At 69.6% G+C, this 17,647-nt stretch carries 19 protein-coding genes; 7 read left to right on the top strand and 12 right to left on the bottom strand.

Annotated features, from left to right (window positions below):
• The first annotated feature begins 168 nt into the window (after positions 1-168).
• Positions 169-1,926, top strand: coding sequence for an RCC1 domain-containing protein (locus OV079_RS29160; RefSeq protein ID WP_267772227.1), 1,758 nt, complete (start codon positions 169-171; stop codon positions 1,924-1,926).
• Here OV079_RS29160 and OV079_RS29155 read toward each other — a convergent pair.
• The 4 genes from OV079_RS29155 to OV079_RS29140 form a co-directional block, all read right to left on the bottom strand.
• Entirely contained in the window at positions 1,909-2,799 is an 891-nt protein-coding gene (locus tag OV079_RS29155) for a M35 family metalloendopeptidase (RefSeq protein ID WP_267772226.1), read from the bottom strand. The two genes, OV079_RS29160 and OV079_RS29155, sit on opposite strands and share 18 nt — an antisense overlap.
• Positions 2,796-3,560 (bottom strand): eCIS core domain-containing protein, encoded by a 765-nt coding sequence (locus OV079_RS29150; protein ID WP_267772225.1) that lies wholly within the window; start codon positions 3,558-3,560, stop codon positions 2,796-2,798. Before OV079_RS29150 ends, OV079_RS29155 begins: the two co-directional genes overlap by 4 nt.
• 413 nt (positions 3,561-3,973) lie before the next feature.
• On the bottom strand, positions 3,974-4,954 hold the full coding sequence (locus OV079_RS29145) for a hypothetical protein (protein ID WP_267772224.1): 981 nt from the start codon (positions 4,952-4,954) through the stop codon (positions 3,974-3,976).
• A 334-nt stretch (positions 4,955-5,288) separates the two neighbouring features.
• Entirely contained in the window at positions 5,289-5,573 is a 285-nt protein-coding gene (locus OV079_RS29140; RefSeq protein WP_267772223.1) for a hypothetical protein, read from the bottom strand.
• Between OV079_RS29140 and OV079_RS29135 the strand changes: the two genes are divergently transcribed.
• Positions 5,572-5,841 (top strand): hypothetical protein, encoded by a 270-nt coding sequence (locus OV079_RS29135; protein ID WP_267772222.1) that lies wholly within the window; start codon positions 5,572-5,574, stop codon positions 5,839-5,841. The two genes, OV079_RS29140 and OV079_RS29135, sit on opposite strands and share 2 nt — an antisense overlap.
• Before the next feature lie 117 nt (positions 5,842-5,958).
• Here the strand turns inward: OV079_RS29135 and OV079_RS29130 are convergent, their stop codons facing one another.
• Positions 5,959-6,618 carry a CoA transferase subunit B gene (locus OV079_RS29130; RefSeq protein WP_267772221.1) on the bottom strand — a complete coding sequence of 220 codons (660 nt, stop codon included), beginning with the start codon at positions 6,616-6,618 and terminating at the stop codon, positions 5,959-5,961.
• Positions 6,619-6,658: 40 nt separating this feature from the next.
• Positions 6,659-6,892 (bottom strand): hypothetical protein, encoded by a 234-nt coding sequence (locus OV079_RS29125; protein ID WP_267772220.1) that lies wholly within the window; start codon positions 6,890-6,892, stop codon positions 6,659-6,661.
• Between OV079_RS29125 and OV079_RS29120 the strand changes: the two genes are divergently transcribed.
• Positions 6,891-7,544: a hypothetical protein gene (locus OV079_RS29120; RefSeq protein WP_267772219.1), complete on the top strand. Its 654-nt coding sequence runs from the start codon at positions 6,891-6,893 to the stop codon at positions 7,542-7,544. The two genes, OV079_RS29125 and OV079_RS29120, sit on opposite strands and share 2 nt — an antisense overlap.
• On the opposite strand, the gene OV079_RS29115 is transcribed toward OV079_RS29120, so the two are convergent.
• The gene (locus OV079_RS29115; protein WP_267741658.1) at positions 7,502-8,197 is read right to left on the bottom strand and encodes a CoA transferase subunit A; all 696 of its coding nucleotides are present in this window, start codon (positions 8,195-8,197) and stop codon (positions 7,502-7,504) included. The genes OV079_RS29120 and OV079_RS29115 overlap by 43 nt on opposite strands.
• Before the next feature lie 293 nt (positions 8,198-8,490).
• Between OV079_RS29115 and OV079_RS29110 the strand changes: the two genes are divergently transcribed.
• On the top strand, positions 8,491-9,306 hold the full coding sequence (locus OV079_RS29110; RefSeq protein ID WP_267772218.1) for a hypothetical protein: 816 nt from the start codon (positions 8,491-8,493) through the stop codon (positions 9,304-9,306).
• Here the strand turns inward: OV079_RS29110 and OV079_RS29105 are convergent.
• From OV079_RS29105 to OV079_RS29095, 3 genes are all read right to left on the bottom strand, one after another.
• The gene (locus tag OV079_RS29105) at positions 9,267-10,691 is read right to left on the bottom strand and encodes a hypothetical protein (protein WP_267772217.1); all 1,425 of its coding nucleotides are present in this window, start codon (positions 10,689-10,691) and stop codon (positions 9,267-9,269) included. The genes OV079_RS29110 and OV079_RS29105 overlap by 40 nt on opposite strands.
• Positions 10,688-11,401 (bottom strand): hypothetical protein, encoded by a 714-nt coding sequence (locus tag OV079_RS29100; RefSeq protein WP_267772216.1) that lies wholly within the window; start codon positions 11,399-11,401, stop codon positions 10,688-10,690. The genes OV079_RS29105 and OV079_RS29100 overlap by 4 nt, the downstream gene beginning before the upstream one ends.
• A 180-nt stretch (positions 11,402-11,581) precedes the next feature.
• Positions 11,582-11,986, bottom strand: coding sequence for a hypothetical protein (locus tag OV079_RS29095; RefSeq protein WP_267772215.1), 405 nt, complete (start codon positions 11,984-11,986; stop codon positions 11,582-11,584).
• Between the two features lie 149 nt (positions 11,987-12,135).
• Here OV079_RS29095 and OV079_RS29090 point away from each other — a divergent pair, with 149 nt between their 5' ends.
• On the top strand, positions 12,136-13,092 hold the full coding sequence (locus OV079_RS29090; protein WP_267772214.1) for a trypsin-like serine peptidase: 957 nt from the start codon (positions 12,136-12,138) through the stop codon (positions 13,090-13,092).
• Between the two features lie 4 nt (positions 13,093-13,096).
• Here OV079_RS29090 and OV079_RS29085 read toward each other — a convergent pair whose 3' ends face one another.
• Positions 13,097-13,714, bottom strand: coding sequence for an RNA polymerase sigma factor (locus OV079_RS29085; protein WP_267772213.1), 618 nt, complete (start codon positions 13,712-13,714; stop codon positions 13,097-13,099).
• Positions 13,715-13,841: 127 nt separating this feature from the next.
• Here OV079_RS29085 and OV079_RS29080 point away from each other — a divergent pair, with 127 nt between their 5' ends.
• Positions 13,842-15,092 carry a serine/threonine-protein kinase gene (locus tag OV079_RS29080; RefSeq protein WP_267772212.1) on the top strand — a complete coding sequence of 417 codons (1,251 nt, stop codon included), beginning with the start codon at positions 13,842-13,844 and terminating at the stop codon, positions 15,090-15,092.
• Positions 15,093-15,493: 401 nt separating this feature from the next.
• Positions 15,494-16,594: a tetratricopeptide repeat protein gene (locus OV079_RS56325; RefSeq protein ID WP_267772211.1), complete on the top strand. Its 1,101-nt coding sequence runs from the start codon at positions 15,494-15,496 to the stop codon at positions 16,592-16,594.
• Positions 16,595-16,600: 6 nt separating this feature from the next.
• On the opposite strand, the gene OV079_RS29070 is transcribed toward OV079_RS56325, so the two are convergent.
• The gene (locus OV079_RS29070; protein WP_267772210.1) at positions 16,601-17,644 is read right to left on the bottom strand and encodes a hypothetical protein; all 1,044 of its coding nucleotides are present in this window, start codon (positions 17,642-17,644) and stop codon (positions 16,601-16,603) included.
• Positions 17,645-17,647: the final 3 nt, after the last annotated feature.

The raw sequence follows: 17,647 nt of genomic DNA, 5'->3' as shown, positions 1-17,647 counted from the left end.
CGCGGCCCGGCCCTGCCGGACCCGGCATCCGTGCGGAAGCCCGGCGGGGCGACGACGGCGGACCCCTTCGTGCACGTGGGTCTCGACGAACGAATGAGCTGCGCCGTCCACCGGAGCGGGCGGGTGTCGTGCCGGGGGATGGGTGTCGCGCCTGCGTATGTACCGGGCGTGGAGGCGGCGCTCGAGGTGGTCGTCGCGCGGCTGGAGGCGTGCGCGCTCACCCGCAGCGGCGATGTGTGGTGTTGGCGGCACGCGGCGAATCCGGAGCCGCTTCGCCTCGATGGCGGCGCGGTTCGGCTCACCCCTGGTGAAACGCGGATGCTCGTCCGAGCCGATGGTTCGATGACGACGCGGTTCGGCGCGCCGATGCCAGGCATCGCCGACGTCGTGGGTGCGGCCTCCGGTTCGACCTTCGAGTGCGCGCTCCACAGGGACGGTCGAGTGTCGTGCTGGTCGCACGCGCTAGCGACGGAGACGCCGACGATCCGGCGCGTGCCCGAGCTGGATGACGCCCGGACGATCGCGGCCGGCGGGGAGCGACTGTGTGCAGTCACGACGGCGGGCGCGGTTCGTTGCTGGAGCATCGAAAGGGGTGAGGGTATCGACTTTCGCCTCGACGAGGTGCCCGACCTCGCGTCGCCGGCCGCGCAGGTGGTGGTGGGGGACAGTCACGCCTGCGCGTTGCGGACCGGCGAGGACGTGGTCTGCTGGGGGAATGTCCCCTGGCCGCCGGTCGCCGGCGTGACGAAGGACGGTGAGGCGCACCGGATCGAAGGCTTGCCGGCGGTCGCGGCGCTGTACGGCGGTCCCTGGCAGGTTTGTGCCCGCGGGCGCGACGACACGATGTGGTGTTGGGGCCGGGACCGCGAGGGACAGCTCGGCGACGGTGTGGCGAGCGCCAGCGCGGGTCGTCCCGGTTCTCTGCGATTGCCCAATGTGCGGCAGCTCGTGGCAAAGACGGAGTCGAGCTGCGCGCTCCTGAACGACGGGGAGATTCGTTGCTGGGGGACGGAGCAGGCCTGGACCCGACCGCACGCGGTCGGCCGGATCGAAGGGGCCCGCGAACTCGCGGCGCAAGACGACGCGATGTGCGTGCGCACCGAGGCGGGCGAGGTACGTTGTCGTGAGACGCGATTCAGCGCGATGACAGCTCGTCGCCAGCCCGACAAGCGGTGGCGGGCCCCGCTCCCGCCCGTTCGCGGCGCATCCAGCGTGACGGTCGGGAGCCGGCGTGCCTGCGCCGTCGGACCCGACGGGCGCGGCCGCTGTTGGAGCAAGTACGAGGACCGCGACCTCGACTTCGACGGCTTCGCGATCCCGGGCGCGGTCGAGGTCGTGGCCAGCCTGAGCGAGGCGCTTTACGTGCGCACGAACGAGGGCCGCCTCCATTGCCTCGGACGACCCTCCGATTGTATCGATGGCGCAGGACTCACCGACGTCGCGGCGATCGCCGTGGGCGGGTGCCATGTCTGCGCGCTCGATCGGTCCGGTGCGCTCCGTTGCGGCGGATGCAACAAGGCCGGTCAGATCGGGTCGGGGGAGCGCACGAACGTGCGACATCCGCTGCAGCCCGTGCCGGGGCGCTACTTCGCGGTCTCGACCGATTTCGACCTGACCTGCGCGATCACCCGGCCGGAGCGAGAGGTGGTGTGTTGGGGTGACTGGTCCGCGGAGAACCCGGCCGAGCTGCGAACCGTCCCCCATGTCCGTCGTCCGGCGCTGGCGCTCGCGGCGGGCACGTCCCACGCGTGTGCTCTCGTCGAAGGAGACGAGGTGGTGTGCTGGGGCGGCAAGAACACCCACGGGGAGCTCGGCAACGGCTGGGCGGCGGTCCGTCCGCGGCCGACCCTGCTGCCGAGTCCGAGCGCCGAGCCGGCGGTCACGAAACCTACGCTCGGCGAGCAGCGATCAGCGCCGGGGCAGTAAGTCGCGCCCCTTCGTATCGGTGCGCATCAACAGCTCAAGGAGCTGTGCCATCGGGGAGATCTCCTGGTCCCAGCGGTGTTCACCACGCAAGACTGCATCCGCAAGGACGCTAGCGAAGTTGAAGGCGCTGGAGCCCTGAATATAGTCCGGATCGATCATGAAGGCCGATCCTCTCCACGCGACCGGAATACCCGCAGTCGGCAGCGTGCCTTCGGCCGGTGGGGGGGACGCTGGAGGACGCCGGAACTGTACTCTCGATGAAAGTGCGATATATGCGGTTTCGAGCCGTTCGATGGTCGTCGCGAGCGCGGCTTGCCCGGCCTCCGTGAGCCCCGAAATACTCTCGAAGTCGATGCCGAGCTTCGCGGACAGATCGGACCCTTTCAGGAGCTGCCCGGCCTGTCCACCGCCGTCGTTCGTCCGGATCTCGTTCAGGGCGGTGAGCGTCACGTCCAGCTTGGCCTCCGCCCAGGCGAGGCTTTGCCGAAGAAAGGCTCGCTGGGCGTCGGAGAAGTCGCCGACGAACCTGTCTTGAATGGGCTCTTGCAGCACCTTGTTTTGAAATTTGTTCCCCGTAGCGAGACGATAAACGAACGAGGTCAGGGTGTCCGGATTGCTCGCAGCGGTGCTCGCAGAGATGAGCGGGAGCTCATGCGCCAGCCGTGAGTGAAAGTAGGCGTCGTTTTTTAAAGAGATGCCGGCGATATGCACGGATTCATGGATGACGACGAGCGCGCTCTGCACGGTGTTGAGCCCGAAGAACGACGGGCACAGGAACAGCCGCTTGAACCCAGTCCACTCACCGCCGGCAAAATTGTTGGTGCAATCATAAGTTTCTTTGTCGGGGTTACAGACCACGGGATTCTGCGTCATCGTCCCTCTTTGCTCACTCGCATACTCGTCAGAGCGCCGAGCTCTGCGGACATCGACCGGAGATGAGTCTTGACAGCCTCGACATCGACGGTATTACCGAAGGTCTGCTGCGCGAGCGCTGCGAATTGATCGGGGCGAGACTTGGCGCCCGCGCTCGGCATGGTCCGCGCCGCCTTCAGGGCTCTGTCGAGATAGGCCGTTGCGGTGGCGTGAGCGGTCTTGAACTTCGCCTTTTGCTCGTCGCTGCAGATGTTGGCTAATCGGTGGACCTCGCCACCGGGACGCTGGCGCTGCTGAACGACGTGGGTGAGCTCATGAGCGAGCAAGCGCCGGCCCTGGCTGCCGTGCAGGTGCTCTCCGGAGGCCAGGCCTACGTGCTCGCCGACCGTGAACGCACGGGCGCCCAGATGTGAGGCTGCGGCGCGGCTTGCGGGGCCGTCATGAATTCTGACCGCCCCGAAGTCATGACCGAGGCGGCTCTCCATGAATCGTCGTTCCTGGAGGGGGATCGGGTAGCCCGGGGAGCGCAGCGCGTCGGCGACGATTGCGCCGGTCTCGCCCGATTGCGCCGGCGGTGCGGGCGACGCTGGCTTCAGAGAGACGCTCAAATGCTCGTTGCGAGGCTCCTCCTCGCGGCAGGCCGCACACGGACTCTTCTTTGGTTGCTCACCGCAGGCTGTGCATGATGTTTCCGGCGCATGCATCACCCTGTCCGCCACCGCCTCCGCCTGCTTCTCGTCAGGGCTCTCCGGGGTGCTCACTTTCAGCTTCGTCTGGACGAGAAGAGGCGCCTTGCCTGGGCGGCGGGGAACTTCGGCCACAGTTTGACGAATACGACTCAGGGGCGCGAAAGACGACATCGATCGTATCTCCGGAGGCGCTGACGAACGAGCAACACCCGCTCAGCCTTGGCGAGGCTAATCGATTCGGTATAGGCCATCAAGTCGCGAAACTGCCCTGTCCGGCCCGGGGGCCGTGAATGAAGAGAGCCAAAGCCGAGCGAGTCCGAGCTGGTCGAACGACTTACGCGTTCGAGCTCGGCGGGCGGCTGCGAGGCCAGCGCAGGCGACGCGGACGACCGGCGAGCCAGCTGTCCGGAGAGACATACGAACCAGGATGTCAGACTGTGCTTTAGAACATGCCATTGTTCAAAACCAGTCCTCGCACGCGACGGTCAGGCCGCCGCGGCCGCGAGGGCTTGCTGGCGCTCGCGTCGGGCCTTGCGCTCGCGCTCCCAGGCGACCGCGAAGCCGGGGCTGGCGGCCTCGCGGCGCGCGAGCTCGGCGGTGAGCTCGGCTTGTTCGCGGGCCCACGTCGCCAGGGCCTCCGCGCCGAGAGCGGCGGCCGCGTTGGCGGCCGAGCCGAAGGCCGCGCTCGACATCCCGAGCATGCGCACGAGGCCGCCGCTGGCGTGCAGGCGCGCGGCCAGGGTCGCGGCCGAGGCGGGCGCCGTGGCGGCCGACGCGAACACGGCCGGGGCCCAGGCGAAGCCGTGCACGAGGTCGTCTTCCCAGTCGACGACGTCGTCGCGGTATTGCAGGCCGAGCGCTGCGCCGGCGACCACGGCCTCGACCAGCAGTTGCGCCTCGGCAGGGAGGCCGGCGGCGGCGGCGGCCAGCGCGGCCGGGAACGCGAGGCCTTGCTTCTTCCACGCGACCGCGAGGTAGCGCTCCAGCGTCGCGGGCTCCTGGCCCGCCGCCGTCGCGCGCTCCTCTGCGACCGATTCGCTGGTCATCCGCTCGGCCCACGCGAAGTCGCGGATGAACGAGGGGGCCAGCGCGCGCAGCGGAGCCAGCGCGGCGTCGCGGGCCCGGTCGAGGCGGTCGATGATCGCCCGCTCGCGCAGGCCGACGACGACCTGGCCGTCGTCGATCCTGTCGTGGGCGAACGCGCCGATGATGGCGAACAGGTGGGCCGCGGCGGCGGTGCGGGCGATCTCCGGGGGCATGCGCGACGGATCGGCGAAGAGCAGCATCGGCAAGCCGAGCACCGCCCCATTATTAAAGACGCGGCTCCACGGCGTGCCGGGGTTCGGCGTGAGCCCCAGCCGATGCGGGAGGTCGTGCGCGATCGCGGCGAGATCTGCGGGCAGCTCGCGGACGAAGCGGGCGTAGGTGCGATCGATGCCTTCGTGAACGGGATTGCTGTGGCTCATGGCGGTCCGACGAGCGAGGTCTTCGTCGTCTCCTCGACGGACCGCTGTTCACTCGCCGTGCCCGCTCGGGGCCCGCTGATCTCGCGGGGTTGCGGCGACGACGAGGACGAGCGGAAGTTTCTGCCGACCGACCTCCGGCAGGTTCTGCCGATCGCCGTGCGCGGGCCGCCAGTGCGCTCGGGGGCTCCGCGTCGCGGTCCTGGCGAGCCAGGGTTCGCACTGATGCAGGCGCGGTGCTAGCGCGTGCGCTCGCGCGAGGATCGGCGTCGGGCGAAAATCGGCGAACGGAAGCGGGGCCACGGGGGCACACACGCTTCATGCTTCATCGCCTGACCTATTTCCTGACCCTCTCGACCGCGGCGCTCGCCGGCTGCGGCTCGAACGAACACTGCATCGGCGACTGTGAGCCGCAGACCACTTCGTCCGACACGGCCGGGCCCGTGACGAGCACCGAGGGGGTCACGTCGACGACGGCGGGCGGCGGGACGACGACGGCGGAGACGACGACGGGCGAGACACCGACGACGAGCATGCCGGGGAGCACGAGCACCGCGGCCGAGGAACTCACGACAACCGGGGGTAAGGCGCAAAGGTCCTGCCGGGAGGGCATCTCGTGCATGATTCATTGCCTCATCCAGGTGCCGGACCCGACCCCGCCCGAATACGACGTGAACGAGTGTCTCTTCATCGGCTGCCTCGACGAGCTTTCTCCCGCGGAGATGCTCAAGCTACAAGACCTGCGGGAGTGCGCCGAGACCACCTGCGCGGCGATGTTTGACTGCGCAAACGACGAAGACGCTTGCCAGGGGTGCGCCTGGCAGATCATGGGCGCTACGAACCCGCCGCCCGCGGGCGAGTGCGAGGCCCTGGCGATCGCCTGCCAGTGAGCCGCGGCCGCGACGGGTGAAGCCTCGGGTCGAACCCGCGAGGGCGGTCGTCCGCGGCAAGACATGCCCCGAAGAGCATGCCCCTAGAAGCATGTCTCTTCGGGCATGCCCGAAGGTTCAGCTCACGGCGACGGTGGCGAGCTCGCCCTCGACGTGGACCTCGCAGCCGGTGCGGGCGCGGACCTCGTCGAGCGTGTGGCCCGGGGCGATCTCGACGAGGAACAGGCCCTTGGGCCCCGTTTTGAAATAGCCGAGGTCGGTGACGACCTCGTGGACGACGGCCTTGCCGGTGAGCGGGAGGGCGCAGGTCTTGACCAGCTTGGGCTCGCCGTCCTTGTTGTTGTGCTCCATGCAGACGATGACGCGGCGGGCGCCGGCGACGAGGTCCATGGCGCCGCCCATGCCCTTGACCTTCTTGCCGGGGATCATCCAGTTGGCGAGGTCGCCGCGCTCGCTGACCTCCATGGCCCCGAGGACGCACAGGTCGATGTGGCCGCCGCGGATCATGGCGAAGCTGTCGTGGCTGCCGAAGAACGAGGCCCCGGCCTGGAAGGTGATGGTCTGCTTGCCCGCGTTGATGAGGTCGGGGTCGACCTCGTCCTCGCGCGGGAAAGGGCCCATGCCGAGCAGGCCGTTCTCGCTGTGGAGCACGACGTCGATCCCGGCCGGGATGTAGTTGGCGACGAGGGTCGGCATGCCGATGCCGAGGTTGACGTAGTAGCCGTCGCGAAGCTCTCGGGCGACGCGCTGGACGATCTGCTCGCGGGACAGGGGCATGGCGTGGTTTCCGGGTGGGAGGGTAACAGCAGACTGGAGATCAGGCAGAGAAGTCGAGGAGCAGCGGCGGCGGGTCGCCGAGCTCGGTCAGCGCGAGGCGCGGCAAGCGAGCCGCGAGCACCTCGTCGGCAGGGTCGGGCCGCGCGGCGAGATCGCCGGCGCGCGGGGCCTCGGCGGCGACCACCCGCGCCGAGGCGCCGCGCTCGAGCTTGACCCAGCGCGCGCCCCGCGGCGGTGAGCACGAGCGGGCGCTGCAACCTGTCCGCGAGGACATGTGCCGAGGGACCGTCGCTGGCCTGGCACAGGCGCAGCACCTCGGCGGCGAAGGCGAGGGCGAGGCCGCAGTCGTAGCGGCACGGCTCGAAGGTGACGAGGCGCAGGTGCTGGCGCAGGAGCAGGTTGTTGAGGCGCCAGTCGGGCTTCGGGACGTAGGCGTCGTGGGCCGCGACGTAGTCCTCGTGCACGCTGTCGCGGTCGCCCGCGCGCAGCTTGCCCGGGCCGCGGAGGATCCGCGCGGTGAAGGCGTCGACGCAGCAGCGCGGGTAGCCGAGGCGGCGGCCGAGCTCGCCGGCGTAGTAGGCCTTGTCGCGCGGCGGCAGGTGGGTCGCCAGCAGCGGCCGCTCGGCGGCGCGGGCGGCGGCGGCGGCCTCCGGGTCGCGGGCGACGTACACCAGAGTGTGCTCGTGGCGGTGGACGCCCACGGGCCCGCGCGCGGTGACGACCGCGGCGCCCATGGCCTGGAAGCGCCCGGCGATCGCGCTCGTCTCGAGCGCGGTCGCGGCGATCCGGATCGCCGGCTTGAGGCCCGCGGCGAGCGCGAGCCACTCGACGTCGATGCGCTGGTGGCCGCCGTGCATCTGTCTCTTCGGACCTGGCGAAAAGGTCAGGCGCTCCGGACGGTCCGGAACTCGATCGGCTTGGCGTAGCGCTCGCCGAGGATGATGCGCTGGACGTAGATGCCCGGGGTGTGGACGTGGTCGGGGTCGAGCGCGCCGGCGGGGACGAGCTCCTCGACCTCGGCGATCGTGACCTTGGCGGCGGTGGCCATCGCCTGGTTGAAGTTGTTGGCGGTGCGGCGAAACACCAGGTTGCCGTGGGTGTCGCCCTTCCACGCCTTGACGATGGCGAAGTCGGCCTTGAGCGGCGCCTCGAGCACGTACCAGCGGCCGTCGATCTCGCGCACCTCCTTGCCCTCGGCGATCGGGGTGCCGTAGCCGGTGGGCGTGTAGAAGCCGCCGATGCCGGCCCCGCCGGCGCGGATCCGTTCGGCCAGGGTGCCCTGCGGGACGAGCGTGACCTTGAGCTTGCCCGACAGGTAGAGCTTCTCGAAGGTCTTGTTCTCGCCGACGTACGAGGCGGTGATGCTGCGCACCTGCCCGGCCTCGAGCAGGATGCCGAGGCCGACGCCGTCGACGCCGCAGTTGTTGCTGACGAGGTCGATGTCGCGGACGCCCTTGCGATGGATCGCCTGGATCAAGTTCTCGGGGTTGCCGCACAGGCCGAAGCCGCCGCTCATGAGGGTGATGCCGTCACGCAGGTCGGCGACGGCCGCGTCGGCGCTGGGGTAGGTCTTGTCCATGGCGCGGCGATTGTCGGGCGGTGTGAGGCGCGAGGCAAGCGCGCCTTCGCCGGCACATGTGAGGCGGCGCAGCGGGCTCCTCACCGAGGCCCTGGAAACGCCCGGAAACGGCCGAGAACGGCGGCGCCGCGCGGCTCGCGGGCGGTTCGCTGCCGCCGCCTGGTCGGCCTGGCGGGCTGTGGTAGAGGAGTGCCCATGGCTTCCCATACACGGTTCTCCGGCGCCCTCGCGGCGATCTTCCTGCTCTCTCCCCGGCCTGCGGCGACTCGACGGCGACGACCACCGCGACCACGGTGGCGACCACCGAGTCGTCCGGCCCGAACACCGCGACCGAGACGTCGAGCGACACGACCACGACGACCACGACTGCGACCACCGAGGCCGTGACGACCTCGGCCTCGGACCCGACGACCACGACGATGACGCCGGTGACGTCGACCGGGCCGGCGACGAGCGAGACCACCGCGGCGTCGGCGACGACCGGCGAGACGACCAGCGCGGTGACGACCGAGACCGGCGGCGAGACGACGACCACGACCGGCGAGTCCACCAGCGAGACGACCGGCGAGCCGATGGGCGCGACCTGTGAGCAGGACAGCGACTGCGAGATCTTCACCGACTGCTGCACCTGCGACGTGATCGCGGTGGGCGAACAGCCGCCCGCCTGCGACGTCCAGGAGTGCTTCGTCGACGTGTGCAGCACCTACGACCTCGGCCCGCAGCAGGCGGTGTGCCGCTTCGGTCGCTGTACCTTCGAGAAGGTGACGTGCAACCCGAGCGCGGTGTCCTGCAATGCGCAGCCGCCCGACTGCGCGCCCGGGACGCTGCCGAGCGTGGCCGGCGACTGCTGGTCCGGCCAGTGCACGCCGGTCGAGGCCTGCAACTGGGCCCCCGACTGCGCCGCCTGTGCGACCGACCCCGATCCGCTGGTGTGCGTGTTCAAGGCCCAGAAGGGCGCCTACCAGGTGTGCGAGCCGAAGCCGGCCGCCTGCGGCGACGCGCCCGAGATCGACTGCGAATGCGGGCAGGAGATCTGCGACGCTTCGCCGCCGCACACCGAGTGCCACGATCAGACGCCAGGGATCGTGTGCGAGTGCCCGTTCTGCTGAGGGCTTGCCTCGCCCGCGTTGGCTTGCGAGCCGTCCGCCGGCCTCACCGAGGCCGGCGCTGACGGGGGCGAAGCCGCCGGGGTAGCGGGGAAGTGCTCGGTGATGAAGGCGATCGAGCGATCGAGCACGTGACCCATGGCGAGACCGGAGGCGAGCGCGGAGCTGGCGATGAGCTCGCGGTTGGCGAGGTCGAGCTTGCTGGCGACCTGGTAGACGAAGATCGCGCCGAGCGGGGCGAACGCGACGGCGAGGAAGTGGTCGCGGAGCCGGTTGGTCTCGTTGTCGATCTTGGCCTCGGGGATCTCGTCGAGGAGGAAGCGGGTGACCATGATGCCGGCCCCGAGGGTGGCGAACATGATGACCCATACCGGGGCGCCGAGCGCCGCGATCGTGCCGTCCTTGGCCGGGGCCGGGATGTCGAACATGAACAGCCAGTCGTCGCTGGCGAGCGCGCTGAAGCGGCCCTTCTGGACGTATCCGAGCCCGATCGACACCAGCTCGGACTTGAGATCGCCGGAGGTGAGGGTGTGATAGCCGCGGAGGATGACGACCGCCATCGTCGCGGCGAAGCAGGCGAGGGTGATACGGCCGAAGATCACCATCGTCAGCACGGTCTTCTGCCAGCGCCATCGGCTGTCGAGCAGGCGGACGATGCCGATGCTCATCAGGCCGGCGGCGAAGATGGCGAACAGTAGACGTAGGGTGTTGCCGTCCTTCTCGAGGCTGAGCCGCGAGGTGGGCTTCTTCGAGGTGTCGGCGGGGAGCTCGATGGTGGCGCTGGCGAGGTAGTGGGCCTGCACCTCGCACTTTTGTTGAGATTGCTGACTGTCGCCGATCGGCGCGGGCGCGGCACGGGGTGCGGTGACCTCGGTCTTCTTCTTCTCGGTCTTCTTCTTCTCGGTCTTCTTCTTCTCGGTCTTCTGCTCGCTCTCGTTCTGCTGTCCCTCTGAGTCCGCGGGCGGGCACTTTCGGCGACGGACGCTGAGGTTGATGACTTCGGGCGACACGCCGCTTCGCAGCCGAAAGGTGAACGTGAAGACGCCGTCTCCCAGCGTACGGTGGTCGATGTGCAGCATGGCGCCGCTGCGGTCGTAGACGAGCAGGACCACCATGAACTCCTCGCCGGCGGGCAGCGCCCGCGAAGAGGCGTGGAGGAACGTCCCCGAGACCTGATACTCGTCGGTGTCGGGGCCCTTGAAGACGCTGTGCGTCGCGTAGAGCTCAAACTCGGGTTCGGCCCGCTGAGCGGGGATGATGCATTCGAAGGCTTGGCAGTCCGAGAGGCGGCTGTTGACGAACCACAGGGCCCCCAGCACGAGGATGAGGATGACGACGGGCGGTACGGCGGCCCGAAGCAGCTCGGCGTGACGAGAAGTCATCTTCATGGCGTGCCGGGTCCTTGGTGATCAGGGGATCCCGAGCCGCTCCTTGAGCGACTTCGGGAGGGTGAGGCGGTGCACCGGCGCGTACGGGTCGCGCGTGGTGCAGAAGTCCCACGTGGTGTTGAAGTAGCCCTTGTCGCTCCTGCTCTTGCCCCACTCCTGGGCGCTGTCGACCTGCCTGGCGGGGTCGCGAAATTGAGCGAGCCGTCGGCGTAGATCTTGACCGCGTCCCTGCGGTTCTTGAGGACGCGGGCGATGAGCCGCGCGACGTCGGGCAAGAGGCCGATCACGGCGGAGGCGGCGAGCCCCCCGTTGGGCAGCATCCTTACCAGCGGGAGCAGGGTGTCGACCAGAGCCTGGCCTTGCCCCTCGCCCTCGAAGAGGTTGTCCAGCAGGGTGGCGGTGTCGCGCGACCGGCTGTGGTCGCGGATGAAGAAAGAAGTGAGCGAGATCGACTCGAGGTCCTTGCTGGGGAAGGAGGCCAGCAGCAGGCCGTCTCCGTCGTACTGGTGGATCCGGTCGGCGCGGCCGGCGACGTTCTCGCGCTGGACGCGGAAGGACATCGGGCTGATGTACATCTGGCAGCGGCACTCGTCGTCGTCGTCGCCGGCCTTGCCGGCCTTGCCGTCCTTGTCGTCCTGCGTCTTGACGCTGGCGCTGGCGAAGGTGGCGACGTAGCCGTGCATCACCTCGAGGGTCGCGCGGTCGAACATGATTTCGTTGAGATAGATCTGGAGCGTGTTGTGCGACATGAGCATCCTGGAAGCGGCCCGGCCGCTCCGCCGATAGGACGGAGTCGGCCGGCCGCGTCGATCCATGAGTGAGAGTCGAGCAGGGGTCCGTCACGCGGGGCGGCGATTTTTTTCGCCGGCGCGCGGCCGCTCCGGCGTCCGCTATCGATGCACGCGGACCTTCATCTTGAGGGCGATCGGCGGCTCGAGCTCGCCGAGCGTCCATTTATAGGTCTCCGTGCTGGTGAGCGCGGGGACATCGAAGGTGATGGTCGTCGTCCCGTCCCCGTTGGTCGTCCAGGAATAATCGCCGGGGTGCGACGGGTCCTCCCGCGGGCGCGTCATCACTTCCGAGAGCCAGTAGCCGGAAATGTCGGGGGTCAGGTGGATGGTGACCGTCGTCGCGGAGGTCTCGGTGACCTCGCAGAGGTAAATGAGCTCGGCCGAAAATCCCGGGAGGTGGGCATCGCCTCCGGACGTGAAGTTCAGCTCGAGCGGGGAGCCACTCGGGGGCTGGTTGGGGAGGCTGGCTCCGGTCGCGTCCTTCAATAACCAGGTCGTCGCCATGATGTCGTCCTTTCGTCCACGATCGCTGCGTTCGGGCTCGTCTCGTGGCGGCACGCGCCGCGAGATCGGCCGGGTAGTGACGCCGGCGCCGTGAACCGTCACGCCGGCCGGATGGCCCGGGCGCGCGCGAAAAATTTCGCCGGGCGCGCGTGACGGTCCGGCGAACCCTCGTCACTACCCGGCCGGAGGGGACCATGGCGGAAGAGAGATTCATCGGGGCGAGGGTGTCGCTGGACAAATTGATGGAGCACTATCGAAGGGAGCCGCTGTCCGAGCTCGACGCGGAGGGGCTCGAGGGCGCGCTCGTCGCTGGAAGCGGGTGCCATCTGATCTATCGCAACATCCATCCCATCGACTTCGACAACCCGAGCATTCCGACGCGCCTCGGTTCGTTCGCCCCGCCGTCGTCCGGCAAGTGGGCTCCAGTGCTGGTGAGCGCGCGACCGCGCATCGAACCGGCGATCGCGAGCGTCGGTCGTTTCGAGCTCGCCGGCACCCCGCGCATCGAGAACCTGGGGACGGCATGGCTGGTGAGACCGGACGTGATCGCCACGGCAGGTCACCTGGGGCACTATTTTCGCGAGCTGCAGACGCTGGGCAAGGGCGAGCTGTTCGTCGATTTCGTGGCGGAGAAGGGGACGACGCAGTCCCAGGAGTTCAAGGTGACGCAGCTGCTCGGCGTGTCCGACGCGCTACACGTCGCGTTCCTGAAGATCGACGTGACGCGCCGTTCCGCGGTGCCGCCCGGCGGGCTGGTGAAGTTCGCCGGAGAGCTGCGGGAGGACCAGAAGGTGTGCCTCATCGGGTATCCGGCCGAGCGGACGGCGTTCTACCCGAAGGACCTGATCACCAGGGTCTTCGGCGAGGTGTTCGATGTCAAGCGAGTCGCCCCTGGGAGGCTGCACAAGGTCGCTGCCGACGAGCTGTGGCACGATTGCTCGACGCTCGGCGGCAGCTCGGGCTCGTTGCTGGTCGATGCGAGCACGGGGGAGGTCGTCGGTCTCCATTATGGCGGGGTGTGCAGCGGCGACACCCTGCCGTGCCAGTACAACCTCGCGGCGCCGGCTCCGGCGATCCGGGCGTTCATGGACAGTCTCCACATTTGAGGCCTCAGCGCGAGATTGCCAGCTGGTCGCGCAGGCCGGCCGCCCACCGATCGAGGCCCGACAGCGTGCTGTGGAGGTTCTCGTGGTCGGACTCGAGCTGCTGGATGAGCTGCTCGAGCTGACGCTTGGCCTTTCGCAGGCGGCTGCGCGCGGTGTCTTCGGGGACGTTCAACAGCACGCCCAGCTCCCCGCCGGTCATCTGCTCCCAATAATACAACTCGAGGATGATCTGGGATGCGAGCGGGAGACGACGCAGCGCGTGAAGGAGGAGCTTCTCTTCGGAGCGCTGCGCCAACAGGGAGACCGGGCTGGCGCCGAGATCGATCGCGGACGTCTGCTCGAGGTCGAGAGGCGCCGGGGCCCGTTGCTTGGCCCGCAAGAACTCTCGCAGGATGTTATGGGCGATCCCGAACAGGTAGGTGCGAAATGACGAATCCTCGCGGAATCGTTCCTGGCCCTCGACGCAGGCGACGAAGGTCCGCTGGACCAGGTCTTCGACTCCGAAGTCGACCTTGTTGCGGAAGAAGCGGCGGATGCTGTCGAAGTGGCGCTTGAAGAGGTCGTTGCCGGCGCGACGGTCCCCCGAACGCCACGCCTGGAGCAGCTCGACGTCGCTCATCATGAGCTCACCCTATCACAGGCCGTCGCTACGCGACACGGCGTATACTGCCGCTGGGTCTGCGATGGACAGTGAGCCGACCAGTTCGCGGATGCACAGTCCGCCGAGCCGCGACCTCGAGGGCGAAGCGATGAGCCGCAGGATCGCGTGGCGCCTCTTCGGCGAGCCGTCGGAGACCGTCAAGATCGGCCGGTTTCGCGTCGGGGAGACGCTCGGGCAAGGCGGCATGGGAGTGGTGTATGCGGCGGACGACGAGCAGCTCGATCGCAGGGTCGCGCTCAAGGTGATCCGTCCAGAGGTGGTCGCCCGGGCGCCGGGCGAACACGGCCGGCTGGTCCGCGAGGCCAGGGCGCTGGCGAGGCTGTCGCACCCGAATGTGGTCCAGGTCTTCGAGGTCGGTGAACACGCGGGGGTCGTCTTCATCGTCATGGAGCTGGTGCCCGGCACGACGATGGCGCACTGGCTCGCCGGCGCACCCAGGCAGAGCGAGGACATCCTCCGCCGCTTCGTCGAGGCCGCGCACGGGCTCGCGGCGGCGCATCGCGCGGGCATCGTGCATCGCGACTTCAAGCCCGCGAACGCGCTCGTGGGCGAGGACGGTCGGGTGCGGATCGTGGACTTCGGGCTGGCGCGCGGGGAACGGCTCGCCGACCGCACGGTCACCACGGCCAGCGAAAGCGAAGATTCGGCCTCGTCCGCCACTGCGACCACGGGCTCGCTGGCCGGGACGCCCGCGTATATGTCGCCCGAGCAGCTGGTCGGCGCGGCGTGTGACGCCCGTAGCGATCAGTTCTCGTTCTGCGTCGCCCTCTACGAGGCGCTTCACGGCAGCCGGCCATTCACCGTCGAAGCGATACTCGCCTGTGCGCAGGCCGGAGGCCGCGCTCCGGTGCTCCCGCACGCGAAGCACATGCCGCGCTGGCTGTGCCGATTGCTGACGCGAGGTCTCGCGCTCCGAGCCGAGGACCGCTATCCGGCGATGACGCGGCTCATCGCCGAGATCGAGGGCGCGCTCGGCCGGCGCAGGCGAGCGCGGATGTTCGCGCTCGGGGTGCCGGCGATGATCGCGGCGGCGGTGGCGGGACACCAACTGAGTCCGGCGTCGGCCGAGTTCATCGGTTGCCCGGCGCCGGAGGCCGCGCTCGTCGGCGTGTGGGACGATGCGGGCCGCGCAGCCGTCGCTACTGCGATCGCCACGACCGCGGCCCCGTTCGCACCGACCGTCCGAGACCGAGTCGTCGAGGCGCTCGACGTTTATGCGGGAGTGTGGGCGCGGGCACGTCACGATGCCTGCCAATCGTCGGTGACACCGGGCGACCAGTCGAGACCGCGGCTCGAGGGAGGATTCGCTGTCTCGAGGGGGCGCGCGACGCTCTCGTGAACCTCGTGGCGCAACTATCGAGGGGCGACGCCGCGGTCGCAGCGGAGGCCGAATCGCTGGTGGCTGGGTTGCCGGATCCGCAGCGCTGTCGCTTCACTCTGACGACCGCGAGCGCGCCCCTCTCCGGAGAGGTGGCCGCGCTCGCTTCACGCGCCAGGGTGCTCGAGGCGACGAAGCAAGGGCGGGAGGCGGTGGCGGCGATCGAGCTCGCGCTCCGAGCGAGCATCCGCGTCGCCGATCGCAGCGCGGAGGCCGATTTGTGGCTGTCGCTGGGGCGGGTTCGGAGCCGCCTCCTGCGCGAGCCGTACCTCGCCCGCCGGGCGCTGCACGCGGCATACGATCGCGCCGCCAGGGCTGGCCGGCCGGACCTGCTGTGGGAGATCTGGAGCGAGCTGGCGCTCGTGGACGGCTTCGAGCTCGGCGACACGGCCGGCGCCGAAGTGTGGGTCGAGCACGCGTACAGCACCGTCGTCGATGCGGCGGAGCCGACGGTGAGCGCGACGTTGCAGTCGGTTCGGGCCCAATTGCTCGAGCTGCAGCCGGATCGCGTACAGGAAGCGGTGGCGCTCCGGCGCGCGGTGATTCGCACGTTGAACCAGGTGCTTCCGGCCGACCATCCGCGCCTCGTCGGGGCTCGCGAGGCGCTGGCGAGCAGCCTCGGTCGCGCTGGAGAGGTGGAGGAGCGGCGCGTGCTGCGGGGGGCGCTGTGCGAGGAGCTCACGACCCGCTATGGCGCCGAGCACCCGTGGGTCGCTCGTTGCGAGCTCGACCTCGGCATCGATGCGGTGGAAGATCAGCGGTATTCGGCGGCGATCGGGCCGCTCGAGCACGCTCGAGCGATCCTCTCCGCGACGTATGGGCCGAGCAGCGTGCGCGTGGCGACGGCGGAGCTCATGATAGCCGAGACGGAGCGAGCCTCCGGAGCGCTGGAGCTCGCGGAGAGCCGGGCTCGCTGGGCGCTCGCGGTATACACGAGGGAGCTGCCGCGCGGTCACCCGGATCGCGTCGCGGCGCTCCTGGCGCTCACGAATGTCTATCTCGCCAGCGGCGCCGTCTCGCCGATGCTCGAGACGAGCATCGAGCTGCTGCGGCTTCACGACGAGCAGCAGACGACGGTGAGCATGGATGTACCGGGGCTGTTGACGAACATCGGCGAGTGCCTGTGTGATCTGGGCCGCTGCCGCGAAGCGTTGCCCTACTTCGCGCGGTTGTCGGCGCTCTACGTGGGGGAGCCCCCGGAGGAGGCGGTCCTGCGCGCCTTCCCGGCGTTGGGCATCGGCCGCGTGCACCTGGCCGGCGGGGCGCCCTCGCTCGCCATTCCGTTCTTGGAAGAGGCGGTCTCGATCTTCTCCGCAAACCCAAGTACGCGGATCGGAATGGAAGCCGCGTACGCCCAGGCGGCGCGAGCGTTGGCGGAGGCGCTCGAACAGGCCGGGAGCGCTCGCAGTCGGGTGCGCGAGCTGAGGCGTTTGGCGGACAGGCTCGTGGTGGAGCCCGGTTAGCTCCGCTCATGCGCTGGGGCGTCGATCCGTGGCGCGCGAGCGGCGACTGACGTGATATGTCCGAAGGGGCAGGCCGATCGGACGCCGGCGTGATGGTTTACGGCGAGGTCGGGGGCGTCGGCGCGAGGGCGAGGCGGTGCATGTCGTCGCCGAACGCGGCGGCGAGGCGCGCCTCGAGGGTCGGGCCGGGCGGCAGGGCGATCTGCAGCTTCTCGTGGATGTCGGCGAGCGGGCACCCGCTGCCGAAGCTGGCGCCGTAGCCGAGGTGGAGCTCGAGGACGAGCTCGGCGGACTCGTCGGGCGGGCGGGGGACGAGGGCCAGGGTCTGGCAGCGCGCGCCGGGCTTGCCTCGACAGGTGGTTGCAGGTGGGCCACCGCGTCGAACAGCCGGGTGGCACGCGGGGCGGCGCGCCGGATCTCGGCGACGGTCGGGTACTCGGTGCGCGGCTGCGGGCCGGCGCCGCGACCGCGCAGGAGGCCGCCGAAGAGCCCGAGCGTGGCGATGGTCGCGACCGCTGCGCCGATCGTGCCGACCGCGTGAATGGCCTTGTCGATCGCGTCGGGCTGGACGGTGTGCGGGCCGGGGAGGCGCTCCGCGAAGACGGTGGCGAGCCGCAGGAGGTCGGTCGGCTGGAGCGAGACGACCTTGCCGTCGTCCCACACCCTGACGGCGGAGACGGCGGCGCCGTTCGGGTCGCCGTCGGGCTGCGCCCGGACGAAGGGCCGGTCGCTGCGCAGCGTGAAGTCGGCGGAGTAGCGGTCGAGCGGGATGGTGTTCGAGTCGTGGGTGATCCGCAGCAGCACGAACCGCTCGAGCTCGGGCGCGTCGTCGCCGAGGGCCGCGGCGAGCTGCTCGCGCGGGACGGCGGCGACGTGGACCGCGGGGTCGAGGGCGCGGCGGATGACCTCTGCGACCTGTCCCTTGGGGAAAGCACGCTCGGCGGCGCCGCAGATCGCCTCGTCGTAATGGTGCCCGCGCTCGAGCTGCGCGAGCGAGGGACCGCAGGCGAGGGCGGGGGCGAGGACCAGCGAGGCGGCGCGGCGGAGCATGGC

The organism is Nannocystis pusilla (genome assembly GCF_026626665.1).
Lineage (GTDB): Bacteria > Myxococcota_A > Polyangia > Nannocystales > Nannocystaceae > Nannocystis > Nannocystis pusilla.
This window is presented reverse-complemented; position numbering and strand designations above follow the sequence as displayed.